This window comes from Pandoraea sp. ISTKB, assembly GCF_001721285.1.
Lineage (GTDB): Bacteria > Pseudomonadota > Gammaproteobacteria > Burkholderiales > Burkholderiaceae > Pandoraea > Pandoraea capi.
Window position 1 is genome coordinate 69,313 of the sequence record NZ_MAOS01000072.1, and the last position, 24,570, is coordinate 93,882.

General features: G+C 64.1%; 14 protein-coding genes. 5 read left to right on the forward strand and 9 right to left on the reverse strand.

All coding sequences use genetic code 11. The annotated features are described in order from the left end of the window. Positions 1 to 16: 16 nt before the first annotated feature. The 4 genes from gcvP to A9762_RS24240 all read left to right on the forward strand — a co-directional run bounded on the left by gcvP (position 17) and on the right by A9762_RS24240 (position 8,243). Complete coding sequence (gene gcvP / locus A9762_RS24225; protein ID WP_069344531.1) at positions 17 to 2,944, forward strand: aminomethyl-transferring glycine dehydrogenase; 2,928 nt, start codon at positions 17 to 19, stop codon at positions 2,942 to 2,944. Between the two features lie 141 nt (positions 2,945 to 3,085). Further along, positions 3,086 to 4,489, forward strand: a complete 1,404-nt coding sequence (locus A9762_RS24230) for an L-serine ammonia-lyase (protein ID WP_069344532.1) — start codon at positions 3,086 to 3,088, stop codon at positions 4,487 to 4,489. Between the two features lie 218 nt (positions 4,490 to 4,707). Then, positions 4,708 to 6,555, forward strand: a complete 1,848-nt coding sequence (locus A9762_RS24235; protein ID WP_139133377.1) for a hypothetical protein — start codon at positions 4,708 to 4,710, stop codon at positions 6,553 to 6,555. 272 nt (positions 6,556 to 6,827) lie between these two features. Next, entirely contained in the window at positions 6,828 to 8,243 is a 1,416-nt protein-coding gene (locus A9762_RS24240; RefSeq protein WP_069344534.1) for a sodium:alanine symporter family protein, read from the forward strand. 89 nt (positions 8,244 to 8,332) lie between these two features. On the opposite strand, the gene A9762_RS24245 is transcribed toward A9762_RS24240, so the two are convergent. The 7 genes from A9762_RS24245 to hemE form a co-directional block, all read right to left on the reverse strand. Further along, a complete protein-coding gene (locus tag A9762_RS24245) occupies positions 8,333 to 9,487 on the reverse strand; it encodes a branched-chain amino acid ABC transporter substrate-binding protein (RefSeq protein WP_069344535.1) in 1,155 nt (384 codons plus the stop codon). Between the two features lie 208 nt (positions 9,488 to 9,695). Beyond that, complete coding sequence (gene putP, locus A9762_RS24250) at positions 9,696 to 11,267, reverse strand: sodium/proline symporter PutP (protein ID WP_083254251.1); 1,572 nt, start codon at positions 11,265 to 11,267, stop codon at positions 9,696 to 9,698. A gap of 546 nt (positions 11,268 to 11,813) precedes the next feature. Further along, the gene (putA, locus tag A9762_RS24255; protein ID WP_069344536.1) at positions 11,814 to 15,728 is read right to left on the reverse strand and encodes a trifunctional transcriptional regulator/proline dehydrogenase/L-glutamate gamma-semialdehyde dehydrogenase; all 3,915 of its coding nucleotides are present in this window, start codon (positions 15,726 to 15,728) and stop codon (positions 11,814 to 11,816) included. Positions 15,729 to 15,872: 144 nt separating this feature from the next. Further along, a complete protein-coding gene (locus tag A9762_RS24260) occupies positions 15,873 to 16,229 on the reverse strand; it encodes a hypothetical protein (protein WP_069344625.1) in 357 nt (118 codons plus the stop codon). Between the two features lie 14 nt (positions 16,230 to 16,243). Then, positions 16,244 to 17,584 (reverse strand): molybdopterin-dependent oxidoreductase, encoded by a 1,341-nt coding sequence (locus A9762_RS24265; protein ID WP_240493698.1) that lies wholly within the window; start codon positions 17,582 to 17,584, stop codon positions 16,244 to 16,246. 141 nt (positions 17,585 to 17,725) lie between these two features. Continuing rightward, complete coding sequence (locus A9762_RS24270; protein ID WP_371443326.1) at positions 17,726 to 20,152, reverse strand: primosomal protein N'; 2,427 nt, start codon at positions 20,150 to 20,152, stop codon at positions 17,726 to 17,728. 500 nt (positions 20,153 to 20,652) lie between these two features. Continuing rightward, complete coding sequence (hemE, locus tag A9762_RS24275) at positions 20,653 to 21,723, reverse strand: uroporphyrinogen decarboxylase (RefSeq protein WP_305778321.1); 1,071 nt, start codon at positions 21,721 to 21,723, stop codon at positions 20,653 to 20,655. Between the two features lie 271 nt (positions 21,724 to 21,994). Between hemE and A9762_RS24280 the strand changes: the two genes are divergently transcribed. Further along, positions 21,995 to 22,864: a transporter substrate-binding domain-containing protein gene (locus A9762_RS24280; protein ID WP_170836313.1), complete on the forward strand. Its 870-nt coding sequence runs from the start codon at positions 21,995 to 21,997 to the stop codon at positions 22,862 to 22,864. Between the two features lie 155 nt (positions 22,865 to 23,019). On the opposite strand, the gene A9762_RS24285 is transcribed toward A9762_RS24280, so the two are convergent. Both A9762_RS24285 and A9762_RS24290 read right to left on the reverse strand, forming a co-directional pair. Beyond that, the gene (locus A9762_RS24285; protein ID WP_069344538.1) at positions 23,020 to 23,958 is read right to left on the reverse strand and encodes an alpha/beta hydrolase; all 939 of its coding nucleotides are present in this window, start codon (positions 23,956 to 23,958) and stop codon (positions 23,020 to 23,022) included. A 98-nt stretch (positions 23,959 to 24,056) separates the two neighbouring features. After that, complete coding sequence (locus A9762_RS24290; protein ID WP_069344539.1) at positions 24,057 to 24,542, reverse strand: CoA-binding protein; 486 nt, start codon at positions 24,540 to 24,542, stop codon at positions 24,057 to 24,059. Positions 24,543 to 24,570 lie beyond the last annotated feature (28 nt).

Sequence of the window (24,570 nt, forward strand, 5' to 3'; positions counted from 1 at the left end):
ACGAGAGATCTGACCCATGAATGCTTTGAACGACCTGCACGCATCGCGCCGCTCGCTTGCCGAGCTTGAGCAGCGCGACAATTTCTCCGCGCGCCACATCGGCCCGGATACCCCCGAACAACAGGCCATGCTCTCCGAGCTTGGTTACGCGTCGCGCGCCGCGCTGATCGACGCCGTCGTGCCCGCCTCGATTCGTCGCGACGGCACGCAATTCTCGGCGTCGCTCGGCGAGTTCGCCGCCGCGAAGACCGAAACGCAGGCGCTGGCGCAACTGCGCGCGCTCGCCGACCAGAATCAGGTCTTCAAATCGTTCATCGGTCAGGGCTACTACAACACGTTCACGCCGGGCGTGATCCTGCGCAACGTGCTCGAGAACCCCGCCTGGTACACGGCTTACACGCCGTATCAGCCGGAAATCTCGCAAGGCCGCCTCGAAGCGCTGCTCAACTACCAGCAGATGATCATCGACATGACGGGGCTGGCGATCGCCAACGCGTCGATGCTCGACGAAGCGACCGCCGCCGCCGAAGCGATGACGCTGGTCAAGCGCACCGGCAAGTCGAAGTCGAACACGTTCTTCGTGGCCGACGACGTGCTGCCGCAGACCATCGAAGTGGTGCAGACGCGCGCCAAGCCGCTCGGCATCGAAGTGCAGGTCGGCCCGGCTGCGGCTGCCGCCGAAGTCGACGCGTTCGGCGTGCTGGTGCAATACCCGGGTGTCGGCGGCGACGTGCGCGACTATCGCGCGCTGGCCGATGCCATCCACGCTAAGGGCGGCATGCTGATCGCTGCCGCCGACCTGCTCTCGCTCACGCTGCTCACGCCGCCGGGCGAGTGGGGTGCGGACGTGGCCGTCGGTAACAGCCAGCGCTTCGGCGTGCCGATGGGCTTCGGTGGCCCGCACGCCGCCTATCTGGCCACGCGCGACGAGCTCAAGCGCTCGATGCCGGGCCGTCTGGTCGGCGTGTCGGTCGATTCGCAAGGCAAGCCGGCGCTGCGTCTGGCGCTGCAAACGCGCGAGCAGCACATTCGCCGCGAGAAGGCCACGTCGAACATCTGTACCGCGCAGGCGCTGCTCGCCATCATGGCCAGCATGTACGCCGCGTATCACGGCCCGCAGGGCCTGCGCATCATCGCCGAGCGTGTGCATCGTCTGACGGCCGTGCTGGCCGCCGGTCTCACCGCGCTGGGCGCCGCACCGCGTAACGCTACGTTCTTCGACACGCTGACGGTGCCCGTCGCCGGTCGTGCAGACACCGTCCACACCGTGGCCGCTGCGCGTCGCTTCAACCTGCGTCGCGAAGATGCCGACACCGTGGGCCTGTCGCTCGACGAAACCAGCACGCGCGCCGATGTGATCGCGCTGTGGGAAGTGGTCGCCGAGGGCCTTGGCAAGAGCGCAGTCTCGCTGGACTTCGACGCCATCGAAGCCACCGTCACGAACGGCTTCCCGTTGACGCTCACGCGTCAGAGCGCCTACCTCACGCACCCGGTGTTCAACCGCTATCACTCCGAGCACGAAATGCTGCGCTACCTGCGCAGCCTGTCGGACAAGGACCTGGCGCTCGACCGCACGATGATCCCGCTGGGTTCGTGCACGATGAAGCTCAACGCCACCTCGGAAATGCTGCCGGTGACGTGGCCGGAGTTCGGTCAGATTCACCCGTTCGCACCGACCACGCAAACCGTCGGCTATCGTTCGATGATCGACCAGCTCGAACAGATGCTGGTGGCCGCGACGGGCTACGCCGCCGTCTCGCTGCAACCGAACGCCGGTTCGCAGGGCGAGTACGCGGGTCTGCTCATCATTCAGGCGTATCACGCGTCGCGCGGCGAAGCGCATCGCGACATCTGCCTGATTCCGGCGTCAGCACACGGCACCAACCCGGCATCGGCACAGATGGCCGGCATGCAGGTCGTGGTGGTCGCGTGCGACGCGAACGGCAACGTCGATCTGGCCGACCTGCAAGCGAAGGCCGAGCAGCATCGCGAGCGTCTGGCCGCGATCATGATGACGTACCCGTCCACGCACGGTGTGTTCGAAGCCGGCGCGCGTCAGATTTGCGAAATCGTGCACGCCAACGGCGGTCAGGTGTATGTCGACGGCGCGAACATGAATGCCATGGTCGGCCTGTGTGCGCCGGGTGAATTCGGCGGCGACGTCTCGCACCTGAACCTGCACAAGACGTTCTGCATTCCGCACGGCGGTGGCGGCCCGGGCGTCGGCCCGGTCGCGGTGGGCGCGCATCTGGCGCAATTCCTGCCGAACCAGCGCTCGACGGGATACTCACGTGATGCGGACGGCATCGGTGCCGTGTCGGCGGCGCCCTACGGCTCGGCGTCGATTCTGCCGATCTCGTGGATGTACGTTGCCATGATGGGCGCACAGGGCCTGACGGCGGCGACCGAGACGGCCATCCTGAACGCCAACTACCTCGCCAAGAAGCTCGCGCCGCACTACCCGGTGCTGTACTCGGGGCCGGGCGGACTGGTGGCGCACGAATGCATTCTGGACCTGCGTCCGCTCAAGGACACCAGCGGTATCACGGTGGACGACGTGGCCAAGCGCCTGATGGACTTCGGTTTCCATGCGCCGACGATGAGCTTCCCGGTGCCGGGCACGCTGATGGTCGAGCCGACGGAGTCGGAATCGAAGCACGAACTGGATCGTTTCATCGAAGCGATGGTCGCGATTCGCGAGGAAATTCGTGCGGTGGAAGAAGGCCGCGCCGATCGCGAAGACAACCCGCTCAAGCATGCACCGCACACGGCCGCCGTGGTGACCGCCGACGAATGGACGCACGCGTATGCGCGCAGCCAGGCGGCGTACCCGGTGGCGGCGTTGCGTGAGCGCAAGTACTGGCCGCCGGTCGGACGTGCCGATAACGTCTACGGCGACCGGAACCTGTTCTGTGCCTGCGTACCGATGAGCGACTACGAGTAACAGACGTCGCAAAGATTCGACAAACGGGGGCCGGCAGAAACATTGCTGGCCCCTTTTTGTCTCTATAGATGTCACGCGAATGCGCCAGACTGGCGGCATTCGATGCGTCACAAAAACGTTTCAGAACTTCAGGAAAGCGTCATGGCCGTTTCAGTTTTCGATTTGTTCAAGATCGGTATCGGACCGTCGAGTTCGCATACCGTGGGGCCGATGCGCGCAGCGCTGATGTTCGTGCAGGGATTGGAGCGCGACGGATTGCTGCCGCAGGTGGCGACATTGCGCGCCGAGTTGTACGGCTCGCTCGGGGCCACCGGCAAGGGCCACGGCACCGACAAGGGCGTGCTGCTCGGTTTCATGGGCGAGGCGCCCGATACCGTCGATCCGTCGACGATTGCCGCGCGTCTGGCGACGCTGCGCAAGGAAAAGGCGCTCTCGATTCTCGGCAAGCACGATGTGCCTTTCGTCGAGAAGGAACACATGGTGTTCTACCGTCGCGAGGCGATGGCCGAGCACCCGAACGGCATGAAATTCCATGCGTTCGATGGCGCAGGCAACAAGCTGCGCGAAGGGCGCTATCTGTCGGTTGGCGGCGGCTTCGTGGTGACGGCGGGCGCGTCGAACGCGCAGGTGCTCTCGGCGCACAATCAGCTGCCGTACCCGTTCCGCACGGGCAAGGAGTTGCTGGAGATGTGCCGCGCGAGCGGCAAGACCATCGCGCAGTTGATGTGGGAAAACGAGTTGGTCTGGCATCACGGCGAGAATGCGGAAGACGATATCCGTCGCGGCTTGCTCAACATCTGGAGTGTGATGCAGTCGTGCGTGACGCGCGGTTGCGGCATTGGCAACGACGAAGCCGACGGCGAACTGCCGGGGCCGTTGCACGTGCGGCGTCGCGCGCCGGAGTTGTACCGTCAACTGACGCAACGTGCGGAACGCACACTGTCCGACCCGCTGTCGGTGATGGATTGGGTGAACCTGTACGCGATTGCCGTCAACGAAGAGAACGCCGCAGGTGGGCGCGTGGTGACCGCGCCGACGAACGGTGCCGCAGGCATCATCCCCTCGGTGCTGCATTACTACGACCGGTTTGTCCACGGCGCGAACGAGCAGGGCGTGATCGACTTTCTGCTCACCGCCGGTGCTATCGGCATCCTGTACAAGCTCAATGCGTCGATTTCCGGCGCGGAAGTGGGCTGTCAGGGGGAGGTCGGCGTGGCGTGTTCGATGGCAGCGGGCGCACTCGCGGCGGTGCTCGGCGGCACGGTCGAGCAGGTCGAGAACGCGGCCGAGATCGGCATGGAGCACAACCTCGGTCTGACGTGCGACCCGGTCGGTGGTCTCGTGCAGATTCCGTGTATCGAGCGCAACGCGATGGCGTCGGTCAAGGCGGTGAACGCAGCACGTATGGCGCTGCGCGGCGACGGCGCGCACTATGTGTCGCTCGATTCCGTCATCAAGACGATGCGCGAAACCGGCGCCGACATGAAGACGAAGTACAAGGAAACGGCGCGTGGCGGGCTGGCGGTGAATATCGTCGAGTGCTGATGGTCTGACGTCGATACCGACGAAAGCCGCGTGACGAAAGTCCCGCGGCTTTTGTTTTTTGCGATCCGGCTTTCGAATTGGTGACCTCGCAAGAGACTCGCCGCACAAATGCCAAAGCTTGCCGGAGTGCCCTCACAGAGAATGTCGGGATTTTTCAGCCGTCGTTGTCACCGGTGTCCATGGTGGCGGCGGTGGCCGTTCTCAAAGGGGGGTGGTCAATGCGAAGGAAACAATCCGGCATTTTCCTGGTGTCTGCCGCGATTGCGGTTGCTGTCGTGGGTGCACTGATTACGTTCTGGGGTGTTCAGCAGGCACGCCAGATGCGCATCGAGCGGGCGGAGCGGATCGGGGAATCGCTCAAAGCCATCGGCAATGCCGTCGAGACGTTCACGGTCAAGCATCACGGGGAAATCGACAAGTTGCTGTCGGGCAAGGGAGGGGATGTGCTCCAGATCAACGGCGTCGAGTTCAAGCGGAAAGTACTGCCGGATAACAGCGTCCGCCTCGACAATCTGAACGCCACAACGTTGATTCAGGCGTTGCGGCTACCGGGCGTCTCGGACAAACCGCCGCCCGGTGTGGGGCAGTACGAGATTCACGTCGACCGTGTGTGCGAGGTGAAGGACGCCTGTCGGATCGAAACGCTGACATTCCTGACCGAACCGATACGGCAGACGTACTCGTCCGACGCGGATATCAATATGTCCAGCATTGCGGCACGCAAGATCGGGACATACGGTGGACTGTCCACGCCCGATAACCCGGACCAGATCCGATTCATCGATCAGGCCGAGGGCGTGTTGCCGATCGTCAATCCGAAGGCGGGCGTTGCGGGATTGCTCGCCATGCGTGGCGGATCGCAGACCAAGGACCTCAACAATACGGTCTCACGCGACGGATCACGCGCCATGTCGGGCGATCTGAATTTTGCGGATGCGGAGGCGAAAGACGCATCCAACGAGCCCATTAGGCACAACATTGCGGGAGTGGGGAACATCAAGGGCAACGGACATCTGGAAATGGGGGCGTTAGCCGTCGGTGACGCCTCGTTCAAAGGCAGGCTGAATCTGAATTCCGAAAGTGACATCGTCGGTGCCAAAGACATCAGGGGGGACGGTGAGCTTTCGATGAGCGCGGTGACCGCGAAGAGTGTGGACGTCGGGGTGCTCTCCGCGAACGAGGATGCTGCGACGATGCGCGGCAAACTGCAAATGACAGGCAATGACATCGACGATGCGAAGAAGGTTTCTGCGGAGGAGGTGTTGGCGGATGCGGTCCGGTCAAAGAAACTCAAAGCGATGGAAGGCATCGTCGAGTTCGACAAAGATAACCTCGCGTCCGAGGGCGGCGGTTGCAACGTCAACGGCATCAGTCTGGATACGTCCGGCAGAGTGCTGTCGTGCCAGTTCCGCAACAATGCCTGGGTGTGGCAACTCGCGAGCATGCCCCGGAGCGTGACGGACGTACCGACCAAGCTGGTGGAGGAGATCACCGACGTGGCGCGTCAAGGCAATCAGCTCTGGCTGGCCGAAATCCCGGTTGACGGGTCAAGGCTCGACAACCGTGGTCGGAACCGCGTGCGCGCCGACAACCTCGCACTCATCGAAATCAAAGGGGCGCTCGGCTGTTCGGATTCTCGCCACCCCGAGAATTCAGACCAATGGGAAAGGCGTGGGCACCTTTATACGGACAGGTATTGGAGCGACGGACGCATCCAGTTCTCCAACTACTTCGATGGCGTCTCGTTCGCCACAGACGCGCGCGCGCTCATCAACACCAGTGCCAACCGGTCACGGAAGATCTTTTGTCTGGTCACCCAGAAGGAAAATCTTTCCGTGTTCGCCTACGAGCCGAAACACATCTCCCAATTTTCCATTGGCTGGATCAGCCACCCCGGAGGCCAAACGAAGCAACGTGTTATCGAAGGGATTCGCAGCGGTGACTCGGGCGTGAAGGTTATTCCGACGTTCCACGGTAGCAGTAGTCCGGATTTCATGCGTCAGATCAACACCATGTTCGCCGGCAGTCCGAGCGAGATCTGGGACAGGAAGGACGTCGTCAAGTGAGTCCGCTCGGAACGTGCCTGAGCGTCATATGACAGTCACATTCCCCCGCTAATCTACGCATCGATGTCTCCTTGCCTTGTCTTTGAGCCGCCCGGCGAATGCCGAGCGGCTTTTTTATTGCCTGTCGTCCAACAATGATTCGCAGATAGGAAAAAGCGCAAAGTGCCGCGTCTATCTGTCGAATCCGCCCGATTCTTGCGATTCTCCGTCCCTTGCCTCCTGTTCCCCAACGGGACAGAGGCTGTTCGAAATGACAACAGGAGACGATCGCTATGGAGAGTTGGCTCAAATCGATGGTCGATGCCATCGGGGGGGTGTTGTCCGGTTACCCGCTTGTCATCGCGTTGCTCGGCGCAGGTCTGTACTTCACTTTGCGGTTCGGCGGCATACAGTTCCGCGCGTTGGCGCACAGCGTTTGCCTGTTGCGTAAGTCGGGCAGCACCGGCGGCATCTCACCGTTTCAGGCCTTCGCGACCGGGCTGGCGAGTCGTGTCGGTACCGGAAATATCGCCGGGGTTGCCGTCGCGCTGACCATTGGCGGTCCCGGGGCGATTTTCTGGATGTGGATGACGGCGTTGCTCGGTATGGCGTCGGCGTTCGTCGAGTCGACCCTCGCGCAAATATTCAAGGTGCCGCATCGCGACGACACCTTCCGGGGCGGCCCGGCGTACTACATCCAGCTCGGCCTCGGATCGCGCAAGTTCGGGATCGTGTTCGCCATCGCACTGCTCTACACATTCGGCTTTGCGCTCAACTCCGTGCAGTCGCACTCGATTGCGGAAGCGCTGGAAGCGTCGTTTGGCTGGGAGCGTCAGTGGATCGGTATCTCGCTGGTGTTGCTCACAGCGCCGATCATCTACGGTGGCGTGCGACGTGTCGCACGAATGGCGCAATGGATCGTGCCCGTGATGGCCGTCGCCTATCTGAGCCTTGCGGCGTTCGTCTGCATCGTGCACATCCACGAGATCCCGGACATGATCGCGATGATCTGGCGTCATGCTTTCGGGCTGGAACCTGCGGCGGGCGGCATCGCCGGATATGCCGTCAGTCAGGCCGTGCTGATGGGGGTCAAGCGCGGACTCTTCTCGAACGAGGCCGGTATGGGCAGTGCGCCGAATGCGGCGGCGGTGGCGACGACGAAGCATCCGGTTCAGCAGGGGTTGATGCAGATGCTCGGCGTGTTTTTCGACACGATCGTGGTGTGTTCCGCCACGGCTTTCATGATCCTGCTTTCGGGGCAGCTCGTGCCGGGCGCCGCGCCGGAAGGCTCGGTGCTGACACAGCGCGCACTTGCCACACACTTCGGCGAGTGGGCGGTCGTCTTCACCGGTATTACCGTGTTTTTCCTTGCCTACTCCAGCGTGCTCGGCAATTACGCGTACGCGGAGGTGAACATGGACTACATGACGCAACGCCCCTGGCTGCTCAACATCTTCCGCGCTTTCGTGCTGCTGGCGGTCATGCTCGGCTCGGTTGCGAGCTTGCCGATGGTATGGAGTCTGGCCGATGTCGGCACCGCGTTGATGGCGTTCATCAACCTCTTGGCGATCGGATTGCTGATGAAGTACGCGCGGGTCGCGTGGCACGACTATCAGCGCCAACGTAAAGCGGGTGTCGCCGAGCCCGTCTTCACGCGCGACGCCATGCCGCCGGAACTGCGTGAGCGGTTGCCCAAGGACGTCTGGTGAAGTGAAAAAAAGGCCGGTGAGTCATCCTCACCGGCCCCTGCCTGTCTTGCGTGGCTTAACGCGTTATTGCAAACGCGTGATGGCGTGACTTACTTGCCACCGACCGTTTCCAGCACGGTCCACTTGCCGTCGACGACCTTGTACAGCGTGATCGAGCCGTACTTCAGGTCACCCTGCGCGTCGTAGGCCAGTTCACGTGTGGTCACACCGGGCATGCTCGTCTTGGCCAGTACCGTCAGGTACTTCGCCGGGTCCGTCGAGTTGGCCTTCTTCATGGCCGACATCATGGCCATCGCGCCGTCATAGGCGTACGGCGAGTACGTTTCCGGACCCGCACCGAACTTGGCCTTGTAGCGCGACTCGTAAGCGGCGCCGCCGGGCATCTTGTCGAGCGGCAGACCCGCCAGCGAGACGACCGAACCGTTGGAGGCGTCGCCGGCGATCTTCAGGAAGGCGTCCGACTTGACCATCTCGCCTGCCATCAGCGTGGCCTTGATGCCGAGTTCGCGCATTTGCTTGGCGAGCGGGCCGGCTTGCGCATCGGCGCCGCCGTAGAACACCACGTCCGGGTTGGAGCGCTTGAGGTTGGTCAGAATGGCGCGGAAGTCCACGGCCTTGTCGTTGGCGAACTCACGACGCACGATCTTGCCACCGGCAGCCTTCGCGGCCTTCTCGAACTCGTCGGCCAGCCCCTGACCGTACGCGGTGCGGTCGTCGACGATGGCGATGTTCTTGAAGCCCAGCTTCTTGACGGCGAACGTACCGACAACCGAACCCTGCTGGATGTCCGACGTCATCATGCGGAAGGTCGTCTTGAAGCCTTGCTTGGTGTATTCCGGTGCCGTCGCCATGGCGATTTCAGGGATGCCAGCCTGTGCGTAGATACGCGAGGCGGGAATCGTCGTGCCGGAGTTGAAGTGGCCGAGCATGCCCTTGATGCCGTTGTCGACCAGCTTCTGCGCAACCAGCGAACCCTGACGCGGGTCAGCCTGATCGTCTTCGGCCTGCAACACGAACTTCACCGGCTTGCCTTCGATGGTCGGCTTGGTGGCGTTGTACTCGTCGACAGCCAGCTGGATGCCGTTCTGCATGTCCTTGCCGTAGTGGGCCTGTGCGCCCGTGAGCGGTGCGGCAAAACCCAGCTTCACTTCCTGCGCCTGTTGCGCATTGGCTGCGCCGGACGCGACCAACCCGGCAAGCAGTCCCGCGACTGCGACGGCGCTAGCCGTAAGCTTCGATTGCATCAACCCTCTCCTTGCATGTGTTTGTCGTTGAGTGGCGTGTCTGCGGGATCGCCGCGGCACACCTTTCTTGAAACGCCGTCTGTACCAGGCCGGTTGACCCGGGACGGCATCTATCGCAATCAAACGCAAAATGCGTCCGACGCGGCAGTATTGGATGGCTGCTCGCGCCGGTCAAGAGGGAGAAATTCCGATAGAAGGTGCTACCGGGTTATGGCGACGGTTGCGCCGCCGGGGTCTGGGTGCCACCCGACCCGTCTACGGCATCGGTGTCGGACGTCTTGCCGTCGCGGATTTCCTGCAACCGAGTCTCGGCGGCGGCGTAGCGGGCCAGCACGGCGGCGCTCGGTGCGCGGTCCAGTCGACTGACGACGAACAGCGCCAGCCCGCCCAGCGTGAAGCCCGGCACGATCTCGTAGAGGTCGAACCAGCCGAACTGCTTCCAGATCAGCACCGTTGCCGCACCGACGACAATGCCCGCGAGCGCGCCGTTGCGCGTGACGCGCGGCCACAGCAGCGTGGCGAGCACCAACGGACCGAACGCGGCGCCGAAGCCCGCCCACGCGTAGCTCACCATGCCGAGCACACGGCTCTCCGGGTCGAGCGCGAGGAGGACCGCGATCACGGCCACGGCCAGTACCATTGCGCGACCGATCCACACGAGGCGCCGCTGACTCACCGGGCCGCGCGCGAACGTCTTGTAAAGGTCTTCCGTCAGCGCGCTGGAGCACACCAGCAATTGGCAGGACAACGTGCTCATCACCGCCGCGAGGATGGCCGCGAGCAGCACACCCGCGAGCCACGGCGTAAAGAGTTGCTGCGTCAACGCGATGAAGATCGTTTCCGAGTTGGCGTTCACACCAGCGCCGAGTTCCGGGCGTGCGCTATAGAACGCCAGCCCGAAAAAGCCCACGGCAACGGCGCCCGTCAGGCACAGCACCATCCACGTCATGCAGATGCGGCGCGCCTTCGGGATCGCGGCGGCCGAGCGCGCGGCCATGAAGCGCACGAGGATGTGCGGCTGGCCGAAGTAGCCGAGGCCCCACGCGAGCAGCGACAGCACGCCGATGGGGGCGAGGTCGCCGAGCAGGTCCGTGTGGGCCGGGTGGACGGCGGTCACGGCGTCGATGGCGGTGAACGGACCGCCGTCGATGCTGATCACGGCAATCGGCGTGACGACCAGCGCCGCGAACATCAGCGATGCCTGCACCGTGTCCGTCCAGCTAACCGCCAGAAAGCCGCCGATGAAAACGTAGGCGATGGTGGCCACGGCGCCGATCCACAGCGCGGTGTGATAGTCGAGGCCGAACATCGTCTCGAACAGACGGGCACCGGCCACGACGCCCGACGCGCAGTAGATCGTGAAGAAGATGAGGATCACGAGCGCCGTGACGATGCGCAGCACATGGCTACGGTCGTCGAAGCGTTGCGTCAGATACTCGGGCAGCGTGAGCGCATTGCCGCAGACTTCGGTGTGCACACGCAAACGTGCGGCCACGAGACGCCAGTTGGCCCACGCACCGATCGCCAGACCGATGGCGATCCACACGCCCGACAGACCGCCTACGTAGATGGCGCCGGGCAGGCCGAGCAGCAGCCAGCCGCTCATGTCGGACGCCCCGGCGGAGAGCGCGGTGACGAAGCTGCCGAGGCGGCGTCCGCCGAGGATGTAGTCGGACAGATTGTTGGTGGCGCGGTAACCGAGCCAGCCGATGACCAGCATCAATATCAAATAGACGGTGAATGACACCGCCGTGGGGTTCCAAACAGACACGTTGGACATGTTGCCTCCTTGTACGGCGCACAAGCGCGTAGTGCCTCTTTCGGCATGACGAAAGGGGTGCTACGCGTGCTGAGGGCCGCGGTGGCCGGCGATACGTGTCGCCGGCACGGGTTAACCGCGCTGAAGCGGTGAGACGCGTTATATGTCGGGGGCGGGCGCGACGATACTCCGAAATCGCTCAAATTGCGCATCTACGCATTTAGCGGTGCGTCACTTGTGCATCCGGAAATATGACGTCAAATATTTCCCGCGGCGTGTGGCAAAACCGAGCGATTCGTTTCAGACCGGTGGTCGACGAAGCGGTGGCTGAGCGCGGGAAGGCGGGGAGACGTCGGGAAATGCAGGGGAGGCGGGGGAGTTGGGGGAGTTGGGGAGAGGGGGAGCGAAGCGGAGAGGCGCGCGTGAGAAGCACGACAGAAGCACGAGAGCCGCGTGCGAGAAGCGAAGGAAACGCGAGTACGAGCGAAGAAGATGTAGGCGAGCGGGCCGCCAGATTTAGGACGAATCCGGGAGGAGACGTCGCTAAATCCGGCGGACGACCCGCGATTAGCCGATGGTCATGAGGTTGGCATTACCGCCCGCTGCGGCCGTATTGACGGACACCGAGCGTTCGCACAGCAGACGCTCCAGCGCGTAGTCGTCGCCGGCGGCCAGGGCTTCCGGTGCCAGACCCTGCATCGAGAGGATGGGGCCGTTGCGCGTTGCGATGCGACGGTTCAGCGCGCGCAGTTCGTCGCTATCGCCTTCGAACAGCACGGCGGCGAGGGCGGCTTCGCTGGCGGCGTCAACCCCGGCAGCGAGCACCGACGCCCGGCCCTTGAGGGCGGCGGGCAACGCACTCACCAGTTCGCGGGCGGCAGCGCTGTCCGCGAACACGGCGTTGTTACCCGTGGCCAGCACAGCGGCCAGTTGCGTGCGTGCGCCGAGCCCCGTCGCTGCCACACACAGCACCGGGCCACGCGGCTCCAGACCATACGTGTTGCGCTCGCCGGTCGGGCCCGGCAGCACCGCCGTGGCGTCGAGGGCAGACGTCGCCAGATAGCGGTCGACGCGATCGATGGCGGCGGCGCTCTCCGGTTGCTGACGCAGCCAGTCGCGATAGCTCACCAACGGCGAGAGGGCGGCTTCGTTGCGGTTCAGTTCCGGCGCGAGTGCCGCCGGACGCGTTGCCAGCAGACGCGGCAGATACATCGGGCCACCGGCCTTCGGACCCGTGCCGGAGAGGCCTTCGCCGCCGAACGGCTGTACGCCGACCACGGCGCCGATCACGTTACGGTTCACATAGACGTTACCGACATGCGCCCGCTCCGTCACGTAGGCGATGGTCTCGTCGATACGCGTATGCACGCCGAACGTCAGGCCATAGCCGGTGCCGTTGATCTGATCGAGCAGCTTGTCGAGCTGCGCGCGCTTGAAGCGGATCACGTGCAACACCGGGCCGAAGACTTCGCGTTGCAGCGCCTTCAGGTCGGTCAGCTCGATGAGCGTCGGCGGCACGAAGGTGCCGTGACGGGCGGCGTCCGGCAGCGTCAGTTGCTCGACCGGGAAGCCCTTGCCGCGCATCTGTTCGATGTGACGGTTGATGCCGTTCTGCGCTTCGGCGTCGATCACCGGACCGACGTCGATCGACAGACGGTCCGGGTTGCCGATGGCCAGCTCCTGCATCGCGCCCTTGAGCATGTGCAGCGTCTTGTCGGCGATGTCGTCTTGCAGGCACAACACGCGCAGTGCCGAGCAGCGCTGACCTGCCGAATCGAAGGCGGAAGCGAGCACGTCGTACACGACCTGTTCGGGCAACGCCGACGAGTCGACGATCATCGCGTTCTGACCACCGGTCTCGGCGATCAGCGGAATCGGACGGCCGTTAGCGTCCAGACGATCGGCCAGCGTGCGCGCGATGATGCGCGCCACTTCGGTCGAGCCGGTGAACATCACGGCCTTGGTGCGGGCGTCGGCCACCAGCGCAGCGCCCACGGTTTCGCCCGTGCCCGGCAGCAGTTGCAGTGCGCCGGACGGAATGCCTGCGGCCTGCATCAGACGCACGGCTTCCGCCGCGATGAGCGGCGTTTGCTCGGCGGGCTTCGCGATGACCGGGTTGCCTGCGGCCAGCGCTGCGGCGACCTGACCGACGAAGATGGCGAGCGGGAAGTTCCACGGGCTGATGCAAAGCACCGGGCCGAGCGGGCGGTGGGTGTCGTTGGAGAAGCCCTGACGGATCTGTGCGGCGTAGTAGCGCAAGAAGTCGATCGCTTCGCGCACTTCGGCCACGGCGTTCGGCAGCGACTTGCCGGCTTCGCGCACGCACAACCCCATCAGCGTGGGCATGTGGGCTTCGAGCAGATCGGCGCCGCGCATCAGGCAGTCGGCGCGTTCTTCGACCGGCGTGGCTTGCCAGATCGGTGCGGCGGCCACGGCGTGGGCGAGTGCGGCTTCGACGTCGGCAGACGTCGCTTCGACGACCTGACCCACGATGTCGCGCAGATCGGCCGGGTTACGCACAGCACGCGGCGTGCCTTCGGTACGTTCGCCGTCCGCCAGCATCGGGGCGGCGCGCCACGGCGTGCCGGCGCTGGCCAGCAAGGCCGACGACAGCGACGCGAGGCGGTGTTCGTTCGAGAGATCGAAGCCCGACGAGTTGGCGCGCGATACGCCGTACAGGTCACGCGGCAGCGGAATCTTGGCGTGCGGCGCGCCGAGCGGTTGCACCTTCTCGGCTTCCGAAATCGGGTCGGCGATCAGTTCGTCGACGCTGACGGTCTCGTCGGCGATGCGGTTCACGAACGACGTGTTGGCGCCGTTTTCCAGCAGACGTCGCACGAGGTAGGCGAGCAGCGTTTCATGCGTGCCGACCGGAGCGTACACACGGCACGGACGCGCCAGCTTGCCCGCAGCGATCGGCCCCACGACTTCCTCGTACAGCGGTTCGCCCATGCCGTGAAGGCATTGGAACTCGTACTGACCGGGGTAGTAGTTGTTGCCCGCGAGGTGATAGATCGCGGAGAGCGTGTAGGCGTTGTGCGTGGCGAATTGCGGGTAGATGGCATCCGGCACGGCCAGCAGCTTCTTCGCGCAGGCGAGGTACGAGACATCCGTATAGATCTTGCGCGTGTAGACCGGATAGCCTTCCAGGCCGTCGACCTGCGCACGCTTGATTTCCGTATCCCAGTAAGCGCCCTTGACCAGACGCACCATGATGCGGTGACGGCTGCGACGCGCCAGATCGATGATGAAATCGATCACGAACGGGCAGCGCTTCTGATACGCCTGCACCACGAAACCGATACCGTTCCAGCCGGCCAGTTCCGGGTCGAAGCACAGGGCTTCGAGCAGATCGAGCGAGATTTCGAGGCGGTCGGCCTCTTCGGCGTCGATGTTCAGGCCGATGTCGTACGAGCGGGCCAGCTTGGCAAGCGACTGCACGCGCGGCAGCAGTTCCGAAACGGTGCGCTCGTGCTGGCTGCGCGAGTAGCGCGGGTGCAGCGCCGAGAGCTTGATCGAGATGCCGGGGCCTTCATAGATGCCGCGACCGGCCGAGGCCTTGCCGATAGCGTGGATGGCCTGTTCGTAGCTCGCGTAGTAGCGCTGCGCATCTTCTTCCGTCGTCGCCGCTTCGCCGAGCATGTCGTACGAATAGCGGAAGCCCTGCGCTTCGTACTTGCGGCTGTTGGCCAGCGCTTCGGAAATGGTTTCACCCGTGACGAACTGTTCGCCCATCAGACGCATGGCGATGTCCACGCCCTTGCGGATCAGCGGTTCGCCGCCACGGCCGATCAGGCGCGTGAGGGCCTTCGTGAGACCGGCTTCGCTGGTGGTGGTGACGAGCTTGCCGGTGATCATCAGGCCCCAGGTGGCGGCGTTGACGAACATCGACGGCGAGTTGCCCATGTGGGCGTGCCAGTCGCCCTTGCTGATCTTGTCGCGAATCAGGGCGTCGCGCGTGGCCTTGTCGGGAATGCGCAGCAGCGCTTCGGCCAGACACATCAGCGCCACGCCTTCCTGGCTGGACAGCGAGAACTCGTGAATCAGTCCCTCGACACCCCCGCCGGTGCTCTTGCCGCGCAGGGCGACGACGAGCTTGCGCGCGAGGTCCGATGCCAGCGTGGCCGTGGCCGGCGCGAGCTTTGCCTGACCGACCAGCACGGGCACGCACTCCGGCTCGGGACGGCGATACGCCGCCGTGATCGCCGCACGCAGCACCGATTGCGGTTGCACGTTCTGGGCGAATTCGAGGAACGGGTGCGGCACGGTGTCGTCGCCGGCATGGCCGTCGATCACCTCGGTACCCGACTGGGTTGCACCACTGAGTTCGGGCGGCAGCGCGCCGCTCTCGATGCGCTCCAGATAGGCGAAGATGGCCTGTTTGATGAGCCAGTGCGGGGTGCGCTCGATTTGCTGGGCAGCCGTCTTGAGCCGCGTGCGCAGGATGTCGTCGACTTTGACGCCGAGGGTGGTGTTAGCCATGAGAGGGTTACCTGATGACGCAAAAACGTGACACCCATAGCGGGTGAATTGCGGCATCGTAACCGGGTTTCGAAAGAGGTGCAACCAGAGTCAAAAATGCGGTTGCACCACCGGGGTCGCTTCGGGGTTGCGCCCCCGGTGCGGCTACTTCTGGTCGTTGCCGTACGCCTTGCCGAGGTACTCGGAAATCAGCTTGACCTGATCTTCGGGAATCGGCGCGCCGTAGACCTTCACCATCTTCGTGACTTCGGCGCTCCAGAAGGCCGACGGCATTGGCGGCTGCGAGTTGATGTAGTCCACGGAGTGGCACATCACGCACCAGGCGCTGGCCGCCTGATGGCCCGCGAGCGTCGAGGCCTTGAGTTGCGCCGTTTCCTGCGGCAGCTTGATGTCGAGTGCGTGGGCAGGTGTTCCTGCCGATACACCTGCCAATATGCCGGCCAGACCCAGCGCCCGCGCTGCTGCGCGCGTCAGATCACGCGTGAATTTCGGATTTTTCATGATCATCCCCCGCCTTAAGCCGCAACTACGCGTACGGATTCCACGCCGTTACGCAGATAGCCCGCCGGATTCCACAACGATTGCAGCGGTTGTGTCACCCCGGCGCGATTCGTCGCCCTGACTTTCAGGACGTACTCGCCGGCCTGCGGTGGCGTGAACGACGCCGTCCACTCGCGGAACGAATACTTCGACAACTCGCTACCCAGCTTCGCCGTTTGCCACGTCTGGCCACCATCGGTGGAGAACTGCACGTCGCGAATCCCTTCGCCGCCGTCGAACGCAATGCCTCGCACCCGCATCGCGCGGCCCGCCGCGACTTGCTGACCGTCGCTGTGGCTGGTGACGAAGGAGCGTACGGTGAAGCGCCCGATCGGCTTCGTCTTTTCCGGCGCTTTGCCCGGCTCGACGCAGTTGCAGTCGTTATCCGGAATGCGATAGGCCGTGGCCATCCAGAAGCCGTCGAAGACTTTGTCGATGACGTTGATGTCGGCCAGATGCTTGACCCAATAGGTGCCGTAGTAGCCGGGCACGACCAGCCGTACCGGAAAGCCGTTGAGCATCGGTAAATCTTTGCCGTTCATGGCGAAGGCGACCATCACTTCGCCGTCCATCGCGTGATCGAGGTCGAGGGCCTTCACGAACTCGGGGGTGGCAGGGACGATGGGCCGGTCAAGGCCTTCGAACGTCACCTGCTTCGCCCCGGCCGACACGCCCGCCCGCTCGAGAATGCGCTTGAGCGGTATGCCGCGCCACCGCGCGTTGCCCATCGCCCCGTTGGCGATCTGCCCGCCGCCGACACGCGGCTCGAAGAATCCCCGGCTGTTGCCCGAACACTGGTGCACGGCAACGATTTCCACGGGCGGGCCGAAGTCCTTCTTCAGCGACGCGAGCGAGATGTCGAGCGGTTTCGCGACGCTGCCGCCCACGCGGATGCGATGTTTCGCCGGATCGATGTCGGTCGGAATCCCGGCGAGGTGATAGCGCACGAAGAAGGCATCGTTCGGCGTGATCAGGCCGTCGTTGAAGACTTCGAAGGGGGTTTCCAGTTGTGGTGGACGCGCCGTGAGCCGGATCAGCGGGCGCTTTTGCGGATACGCCACGAGTTCGCGCTCGCCGTTCGCGAACGGCAGCGTGACCGTTTGCGGCGCGGCGGTTGCCGCGAGCACGTCGAGGGCGCGTCCCGCGAGGCTGGCGCCGATACCTAGCGCACCGGCACGGCGCAGAAAGCGACGCCGCGAGACTTCCGCCGTAACGGTTTCGAGCGGCGATTCGGAAAACGCGTATTCGGGAGGAACGAGAGGGGATGCAACAGCTTGCGGCGCCGTGGGGGCGGCGCTCCGGTCGTGCGACTTCATCGGATGTCTCCTGTAGGACGAACTTATCTTGCAGATGACGTGAACCGTTCGACGTGCAGCGTTCTTTTTATCGTGGGGTTATGGCTGCATCGTCGGAGATTCTTCCGATGTTGTCAAATTTTCGGAACGTTATATACCGTTTTATATTTCGAGAGGGTCGACTTCGAGATGCCAGCGCACGGGGGCCTTGAGCGCGCGCAGTTCGCTCATCCACTGCATGAGGAAACGCTGGAGCGCCCCGCGATGCGGGCTTTCGACCACCAGTTGGGCGCGGTCGGTGCCGGCGATCCGGACCATCGTCATCGGCACCGGGTCCCAGAGCGAGATACGCGAGTCGTGCAACGCCGGCGTCGCGGCGATCTCGCGGGCTTGTTTGAGGAACGTCATGGCGTCGTCGAGCTTGCGGGCTTCAGCGCGCAACAACGCCTGATGCGTATATGGCGGCAGCAGTGCGACACGACGCTCTTCCAGTTGCTGCGCCGCGAAGCCCGCGTAGTCGTGACGCATGAGCGACGCGAATAGCGGGTGCGACGCGTAGCGGGTCTGAATCAGCACGTCGCCGGGGCCATCGGCGCGTGCTGCGCGTCCGGCGCGACCGGCCACCTGCATCAACTGGGCGAAGAGACGTTCGGCCGCGCGGAAATCGTGGGAAAAGAGGGCGCTGTCGGCGTTGACCACGCCCACGAGCGTGACGTTACGGAAATCGTGTCCCTTGGCCACCATCTGCGTGCCGATCAGGATGTCGACTTCGCCCGCGTGCACCTGCGCGAAAAGCGCCTGAGCGCTGCCTTTACGGCGGGTGCTGTCGGCGTCGATACGCGCGAGCCGCGCGTCGGGGAAGTGCTCGGCGAGGGCTTCTTCGATGCGTTGCGTGCCGCGTCCGAGCGGGGCGAGGTCGAGGTTGCCGCAGTCGGGACACGCGTGAGGAATGCGCGCCTCGGCGCCACAGTGATGGCAGCGCAGTCGCCGCTCGGGCTTGTGCAGCACCATGTGCGCGCTGCATCGGCGGCAATCGCTGATCCAGCCGCAGGCATCGCAGTTGAGCACCGGCGCGTAACCGCGGCGATTGAGGAACAGCAGACTTTGTTCACCTGCTTCCAGGCGTGCGCGAATAGCGGCGAGCAACGGCTGCGAGAGTCCTTCGTGCACGACACGCTGGCGTTTGCGCTCGATCTCCATGTCGATGAGCGATACGCGCGGCAACACGGCATCGGGCGTGGCGCGCTCGGGCATAGCGAGACGCACGTAGCGGCCCTGTTCGGCGCGGTTCCAGCTGTCGAGAGACGGGGTCGCCGAGCCGAGCACGACCGGAATACGCAGCCGGTTCGCGCGCCAGATGGCAAGGTCGCGGGCGGAATAGCGCAGACCTTCCTGTTGCTTATAGGACGGGTCGTGTTCTTCGTCGACGACGATGAGGCGCAGGTGCGGCATCGACGCCATCACGGCCAGACGCGTACCGAGCACGATCCGCGCTTCGCCGCGATGCGCGGCCAGCCAGTGCCGCGCGCGTTCGCCCTCGGCCAGCCCGCTGTGCAGCGTGACAAGGGTCTCGTCGGGGAAGCGCGCACGGAAGACGCCTTCGAGTTGCGGCGTCAGATTGATTTCCGGGACGAGAACGAGCACCTGGGCGTCTCGCGACGCTCGCGTGTGCAGCGCTTCGGCCACGGCGCGCAAATAGACTTCCGTCTTGCCGCTGCCGGTCACGCCATAGAGCAGGAAGGGCGCGCACGCCGGCGTGTCCTTATCCGGCTCGGCACCCGGCGAATCGAGCGGTGAATCGAGCGACTTAGCGCCTGCGGCGAGCAGAGCGTCATGGATGGCGACGACGGCGTCGGCTTGCCCGGTCGTCAGCGTTTTCGTCCCGTTCGTGCCGCTGAGGGTGGCATTGCTGTCGTCCAGCACATCGGCCATGCCGTCTTCCATGCCGTCGACGGATGCTGCCGGTTCGTCATCCTCACCGGTGTCGTCTGCGTCCCGAACGGCTTCATGAAACGGCACCGTCTCCACGACGACCCAGCCCGCGGCGGCCCATTGCTTGAGCACGTCCGCTGCCTTCGAGCACAGGGCACGGGCTTCGTCGGCATCGAGTGTGCCCGCCTGTGCCAGTCCTTCGGCGAGTCGGCGCTGTGCCCGCAGGCGGGCGGGGACGTTCTCCATCAACGTGCCAAGCGCGCCGTCGGCGATCCGGTAGCGCTGCACGCCGCGTTGGGCGAGCAGTCGCGGCCAGCGCATCGGCGTGCGCAGATGGCCGGGGATGGCAGGCAATGCGACTTCACCGATGCCGCGCTGATAGTAACGAGACGCGAATTGCATCAGGTCGCACCAATCGTCGCCGAGCGGGGGCAATTCGTGCCAGACGGATGTCACTTCCCGTAGCTTTTTCGGGTCGACTTCGCTGCGCTGCGTCAATTCCCAGACAACGCCCACGACCTGTCGTCGTCCGAAGGGGACTTGCACCAGTTGGCCGGGGCTCGCGGCCTGATCGAGGCGGTAGTCGAACAGGGTGAGCAGCGGCGTGTCGAGCGCGACACGTGCGATGGCGGGTGCCGGGCCGCGCGGCTCGGTCACCGGGAACAGCGTGTCGTGCGCGTCGTCGGGCGATGCGGTTGACGCAGGAACGGAGAGATCGTCGGCGCGGGTCAAACTTAAAGTGAATCCTGAGAAGTGCCGGTAAACCCCGGATTTGAGTCGGCTTTCCAGTGCGTTCGAAACGCTTGTGGATAACTATGTTGAGAACTGTGGGGATTATCTCCCGTCAGCCTCGTCGCACGGTCTTTGCGTCGCGCGGCGTCCCGACTTTGCCAGATTCAAAAATGCTTTTTGATCAATAGCTTATGAATGACGTCGACGACCCCTTCCATTCGTCTCTCACTTGCGGCGGCGCAGCGAGAATTTGTGCATAAGTCTTCGGGACAACTCCGAAAATTGGAGGGGTTATTCGACCGCTTTTCTCTTGACATTCCCCGCTTGAAACGGCGGTTGGGTTTGCAGAGCGAAATGCCCCGCGAACCCGCATCACCGCTTGTGCGGGGAAGTGCCGACGCCTATCTACGCCCGTTTGTACCCGTTTACGCCGCCTGGCGAAGCTTCCGGCTGTAGCTGTGAACCTCATCGACGAGTGCTGCGACGTGTTCCGGGTTGGTGAACTGCGAGATGCCGTGCCCGAGGTTGAACACGTGACCCGGCGCATTACCGTACGCGTCGAGCAGACGTCGCACTTCGGTGCGGATGGCGTCGGGGGCCGCAAACAGTGCGGTCGGATCGAAATTGCCTTGCAGTGCACAACGATCGCCCACGCGACGGCGCGCTGCGGCGAGATCCACGGTCCAGTCGAGCCCAATGGCATCGGGACCGGTGTCGGCGATGGCTTCGAGCCACTGGCCGCCGCCCTTGGTGAAGACGATGTGCGGAATGCGCACGCCGTTCCACTCACGATGCACGCCTTCGAGCGCCTGCTTCATGTAGGCCAGCGAGAAGCGCTGATACAGACCGTCGGCCAGTGCGCCGCCCCAGGTGTCGAACACCATGATGGCTTGCGCACCCGCTTCGATCTGCGCATTCAGATAGGCGGCGACGGCACGCGCGTTCGTCTCGAGAATGTGCGTCATCAGGTCGGGACGCTCATACATCATCGTCTTGACGGTACGGAAGTCGGCCGACCCGGCGCCCTCGACCATGTAGCACGCGAGTGTCCACGGGCTGCCCGAGAAGCCGATGAGCGGCACGCGGCCGTTCAGGGCGCGGCGGATTTCGGCGACGGCGTCGAACACGTAGCGCAGGCTGTCGAGGTCGGGGGCACGCAGGCGGCGCACGTCGTCTTCGGTGCGCAGCGGATGCGCGAAGCGCGGGCCTTCACCGGCTTCGAACGACAGGCCGAGGCCCATGGCGTCGGGAATGGTGAGAATGTCCGAGAACAGGATCGCGGCGTCGAGCGGGAAGCGTTCGAGCGGCTGAAGCGTCACTTCGGTGGCGTAGGCGGGATTCTTCGCCAGCGCGAGGAAGCTACCGGCCTTGGCGCGGGTCGCGTTGTATTCGGGCAGGTACCGGCCCGCCTGGCGCATCAGCCAGATCGGCGTGTACTCGGTCGGCTGGCGCAGCAGCGCGCGCAGGAAAGTATCGTTTTGCAGAGCTTGGGACACGTCGCAGCGGTGGTAGGAAGGGGTTGGGCAAGCGGCCATTTTACTCGGGTATCCCGAGGCCGGTCGCGTGGCGGGCTGTTATGCCGCAGATAAGTGCTGGCGTTGGGCTTGAACCGGGCGGTGAATCCAGAGCCCAGCGCTCGGAAACTTCTCATTTTTGCGACGGTTGGCGCGGGCGCTGCCGAACAGTAGTATGAAGGCCCACGAGTCGCGTCAGACGGCTCGGAACGTCAGGGCGTCACTACGCCGACAGAACAATACGGAGACAAGCATGACAGTCATGAAGACGGCCGCCCGCGCGGCCTTCGTGACGGGGACGGCGCTCGCCGCTTCCGCCACGACCCTCGTCGCTACGATTCTCACCACCGCCACCGTCGCTACCGTCGCCACTGCCGCTCACGCGCAAACGGCAACGACTGCGGTCCCCGTCGCCGTCCACTCCCGACTCGACGACATCGTGAAGTCAGGCACGCTGCGCGCCTGCGCAACCGGTGACTACAAGCCCTATTCGTACCGCCGCCCCGACGGACAGTTCGAAGGCATCGACGTGGATCTCGTCGCCTCACTGGCCAAGTCGCTCGGCGTGAAACCGGTGATCGTTCCGACGACCTGGAAAGGCCTGATGGACGATTTCACCGCCGGGAAGTGCGACATCGTCGTCGGCGGCGTGTCCGTCACGCTCGATCGCGCCGCGCGTGCTTATTACAGCCAGGTGGTCATGGTCGACGGCAAGTCACCCATCGTTCGCTGCGCCGACGTGGCGAAGTACCAGACGCTCGCCGATCTGAATAAACCCAGCACCCGCGCGATCGCCAACCCCGGCGGCACCAACGAACGCTTCGCCCGCCAATACCTGCCGAACGCCACGCTGACGATTTATCCGGACAACGTCACGATCTTCCAGCAAATCGCCGATGGCAAAGCCGATGTGATGGTGACGGACTCCTCCGAAACCCTCCTCCAACACAAGCTCAATCCCTCACTCTGTCCCGTCAATCCCAATAAACCGCTTCAGTTCGGCGAGAAAGCCTATCTGCTGCCCCGTGGCGACGATGTCTTCAAGCATTACGTCGATCAGTGGCTGAATCTCGCTCAGAAAACCGGTGAGTATCAGAGCGTTGTCGATAAATGGCTGAAGTGATTCGTTGATTCACCGCTGCATCGTTCTCCCCAAACGCAGCGACACCGAAACAAGGGGGACGCTTCCCTCCGCTCCAACTTAAAGTCGCTGCGGTAAGCGTCCCCCTTGTTCCGGCCTGTATTGCCCAGGGTTTTAACCCCCTTATCCGACCCCGCTTATCCCAGCCATTCGCGCAGGCGCTGCGCGGCGTCGTGCATCACCATCCTCGCTTGCGGCACGAACGGCTGCAATCGCGCGAAGCTATGCGTCAAACCCGCCGCCTCGATGACCTCCGCCCGCGATCCTGTGCGCGCGACGAACTGCGCATACGCCACCGCTTCGTCATGCAACGGATCGTATTCCGCAGCAATCACCAAACTGTTCGGCAACGGATGACGCGGTGCTTCCGCCATCAGATTGACCCGCACATCACTCTCTGCCGGCTCCACGCCACCCAGAAATTCCTTCCAGTACCAACGCATTTCGTCTCGCGTCAGTCCAATGCCATCCGCCAGACGCTCGTAACTCGGCGTGTCGAACCGATACTGCACGACCGGATAGATGAGCAATTGCGCACCCACCATGCCCGGATGCTTGTCGTTGAACCACGCCGCCGCCTGCGCCGCCAGATGTCCGCCCGCACTGTCGCCCGCCACCGCCAACCGGTCCAGACTCACGCCCAGCCGGGCACGCTGCTCCGCCGCCCACGCCAACGCCTCACGCGCATCGTCGACCGGTACCGGGAACGGATGCTCCGGGGCCAGCCGGTAATCGACACTGAGTACCGCGACGTCGGCATCCTGCGCCAGCAAGGCCGCAACCGTCCCGTGCGTGTCGACATCGCCAACGACCCAGCCGCCACCATGGAAGTACACGACCAGCGGGACGACGCGACCCTCGGGTCGATAGAGCCTCGCCCGAAGATTGCGACCCGGCAGCGGAATCTCGAAGGTCTCGCTTCGCAGTCCGGCAGGCAACGGACGTAGCGCTTCGACAGCGACCGTGGCGAATTTGGCGCGCACGTCTTGCGGTGTTGGCGCGGGGGCATCTTCGGGAGTGGGGTACTTGCGCGCCATCAAGTCGTAATAGGCGAGCAGATCGGCGTCGATGGTCATGGCAGCGAGATGTTGACGTTAGAGGGAGTCGGAGGGCGACGTTGAACCGTCGGCTTTTTCTATTTTCGGGACGACGTTCGGCACAAGCGTTTGACGCGTCAGCGGCCGGTGGCCTGTTGGCCCCCCGGTTCGGACAACCCGCCGCCTTGCATTAACCAACGCTGATGCTCGATCTTGACGCAGCGGTCCATGACGACGTCCAGCCCGGCCGCCAATGCCTCGGCCGCCGCTTCGTCGTTCTCGATGCCCAACTGCATCCACAAACTGTTCGCGCCGATGGCGACAGCCTCGGTCGCGATCGGCGGAATGTCGCCGCTGCGGCGAAAGCAGTCGACCATCTGAATGCGCAGACCTTCGGCGCGAAGGGCTTCTGCCGCGTCGCTCAGGCTGGCGTAGACGGTCTCGCCCAGAATCTTTTCGCCGGAATCGGCGGCCTGCGGGTTGATCGGCACGATCCGATACCCATGCTGCTGCATGTATCGCGAGGTGGTGAAGCTCGGCCTGTCGGGCCGCGGCGATAAGCCCACAACCGCGATCACCCGGTCACGCGCCAGGATCTGCCCCAAACGTTCAATGGTTTCCATTGCTCACTTTGTTGCCACGCACAAAGTT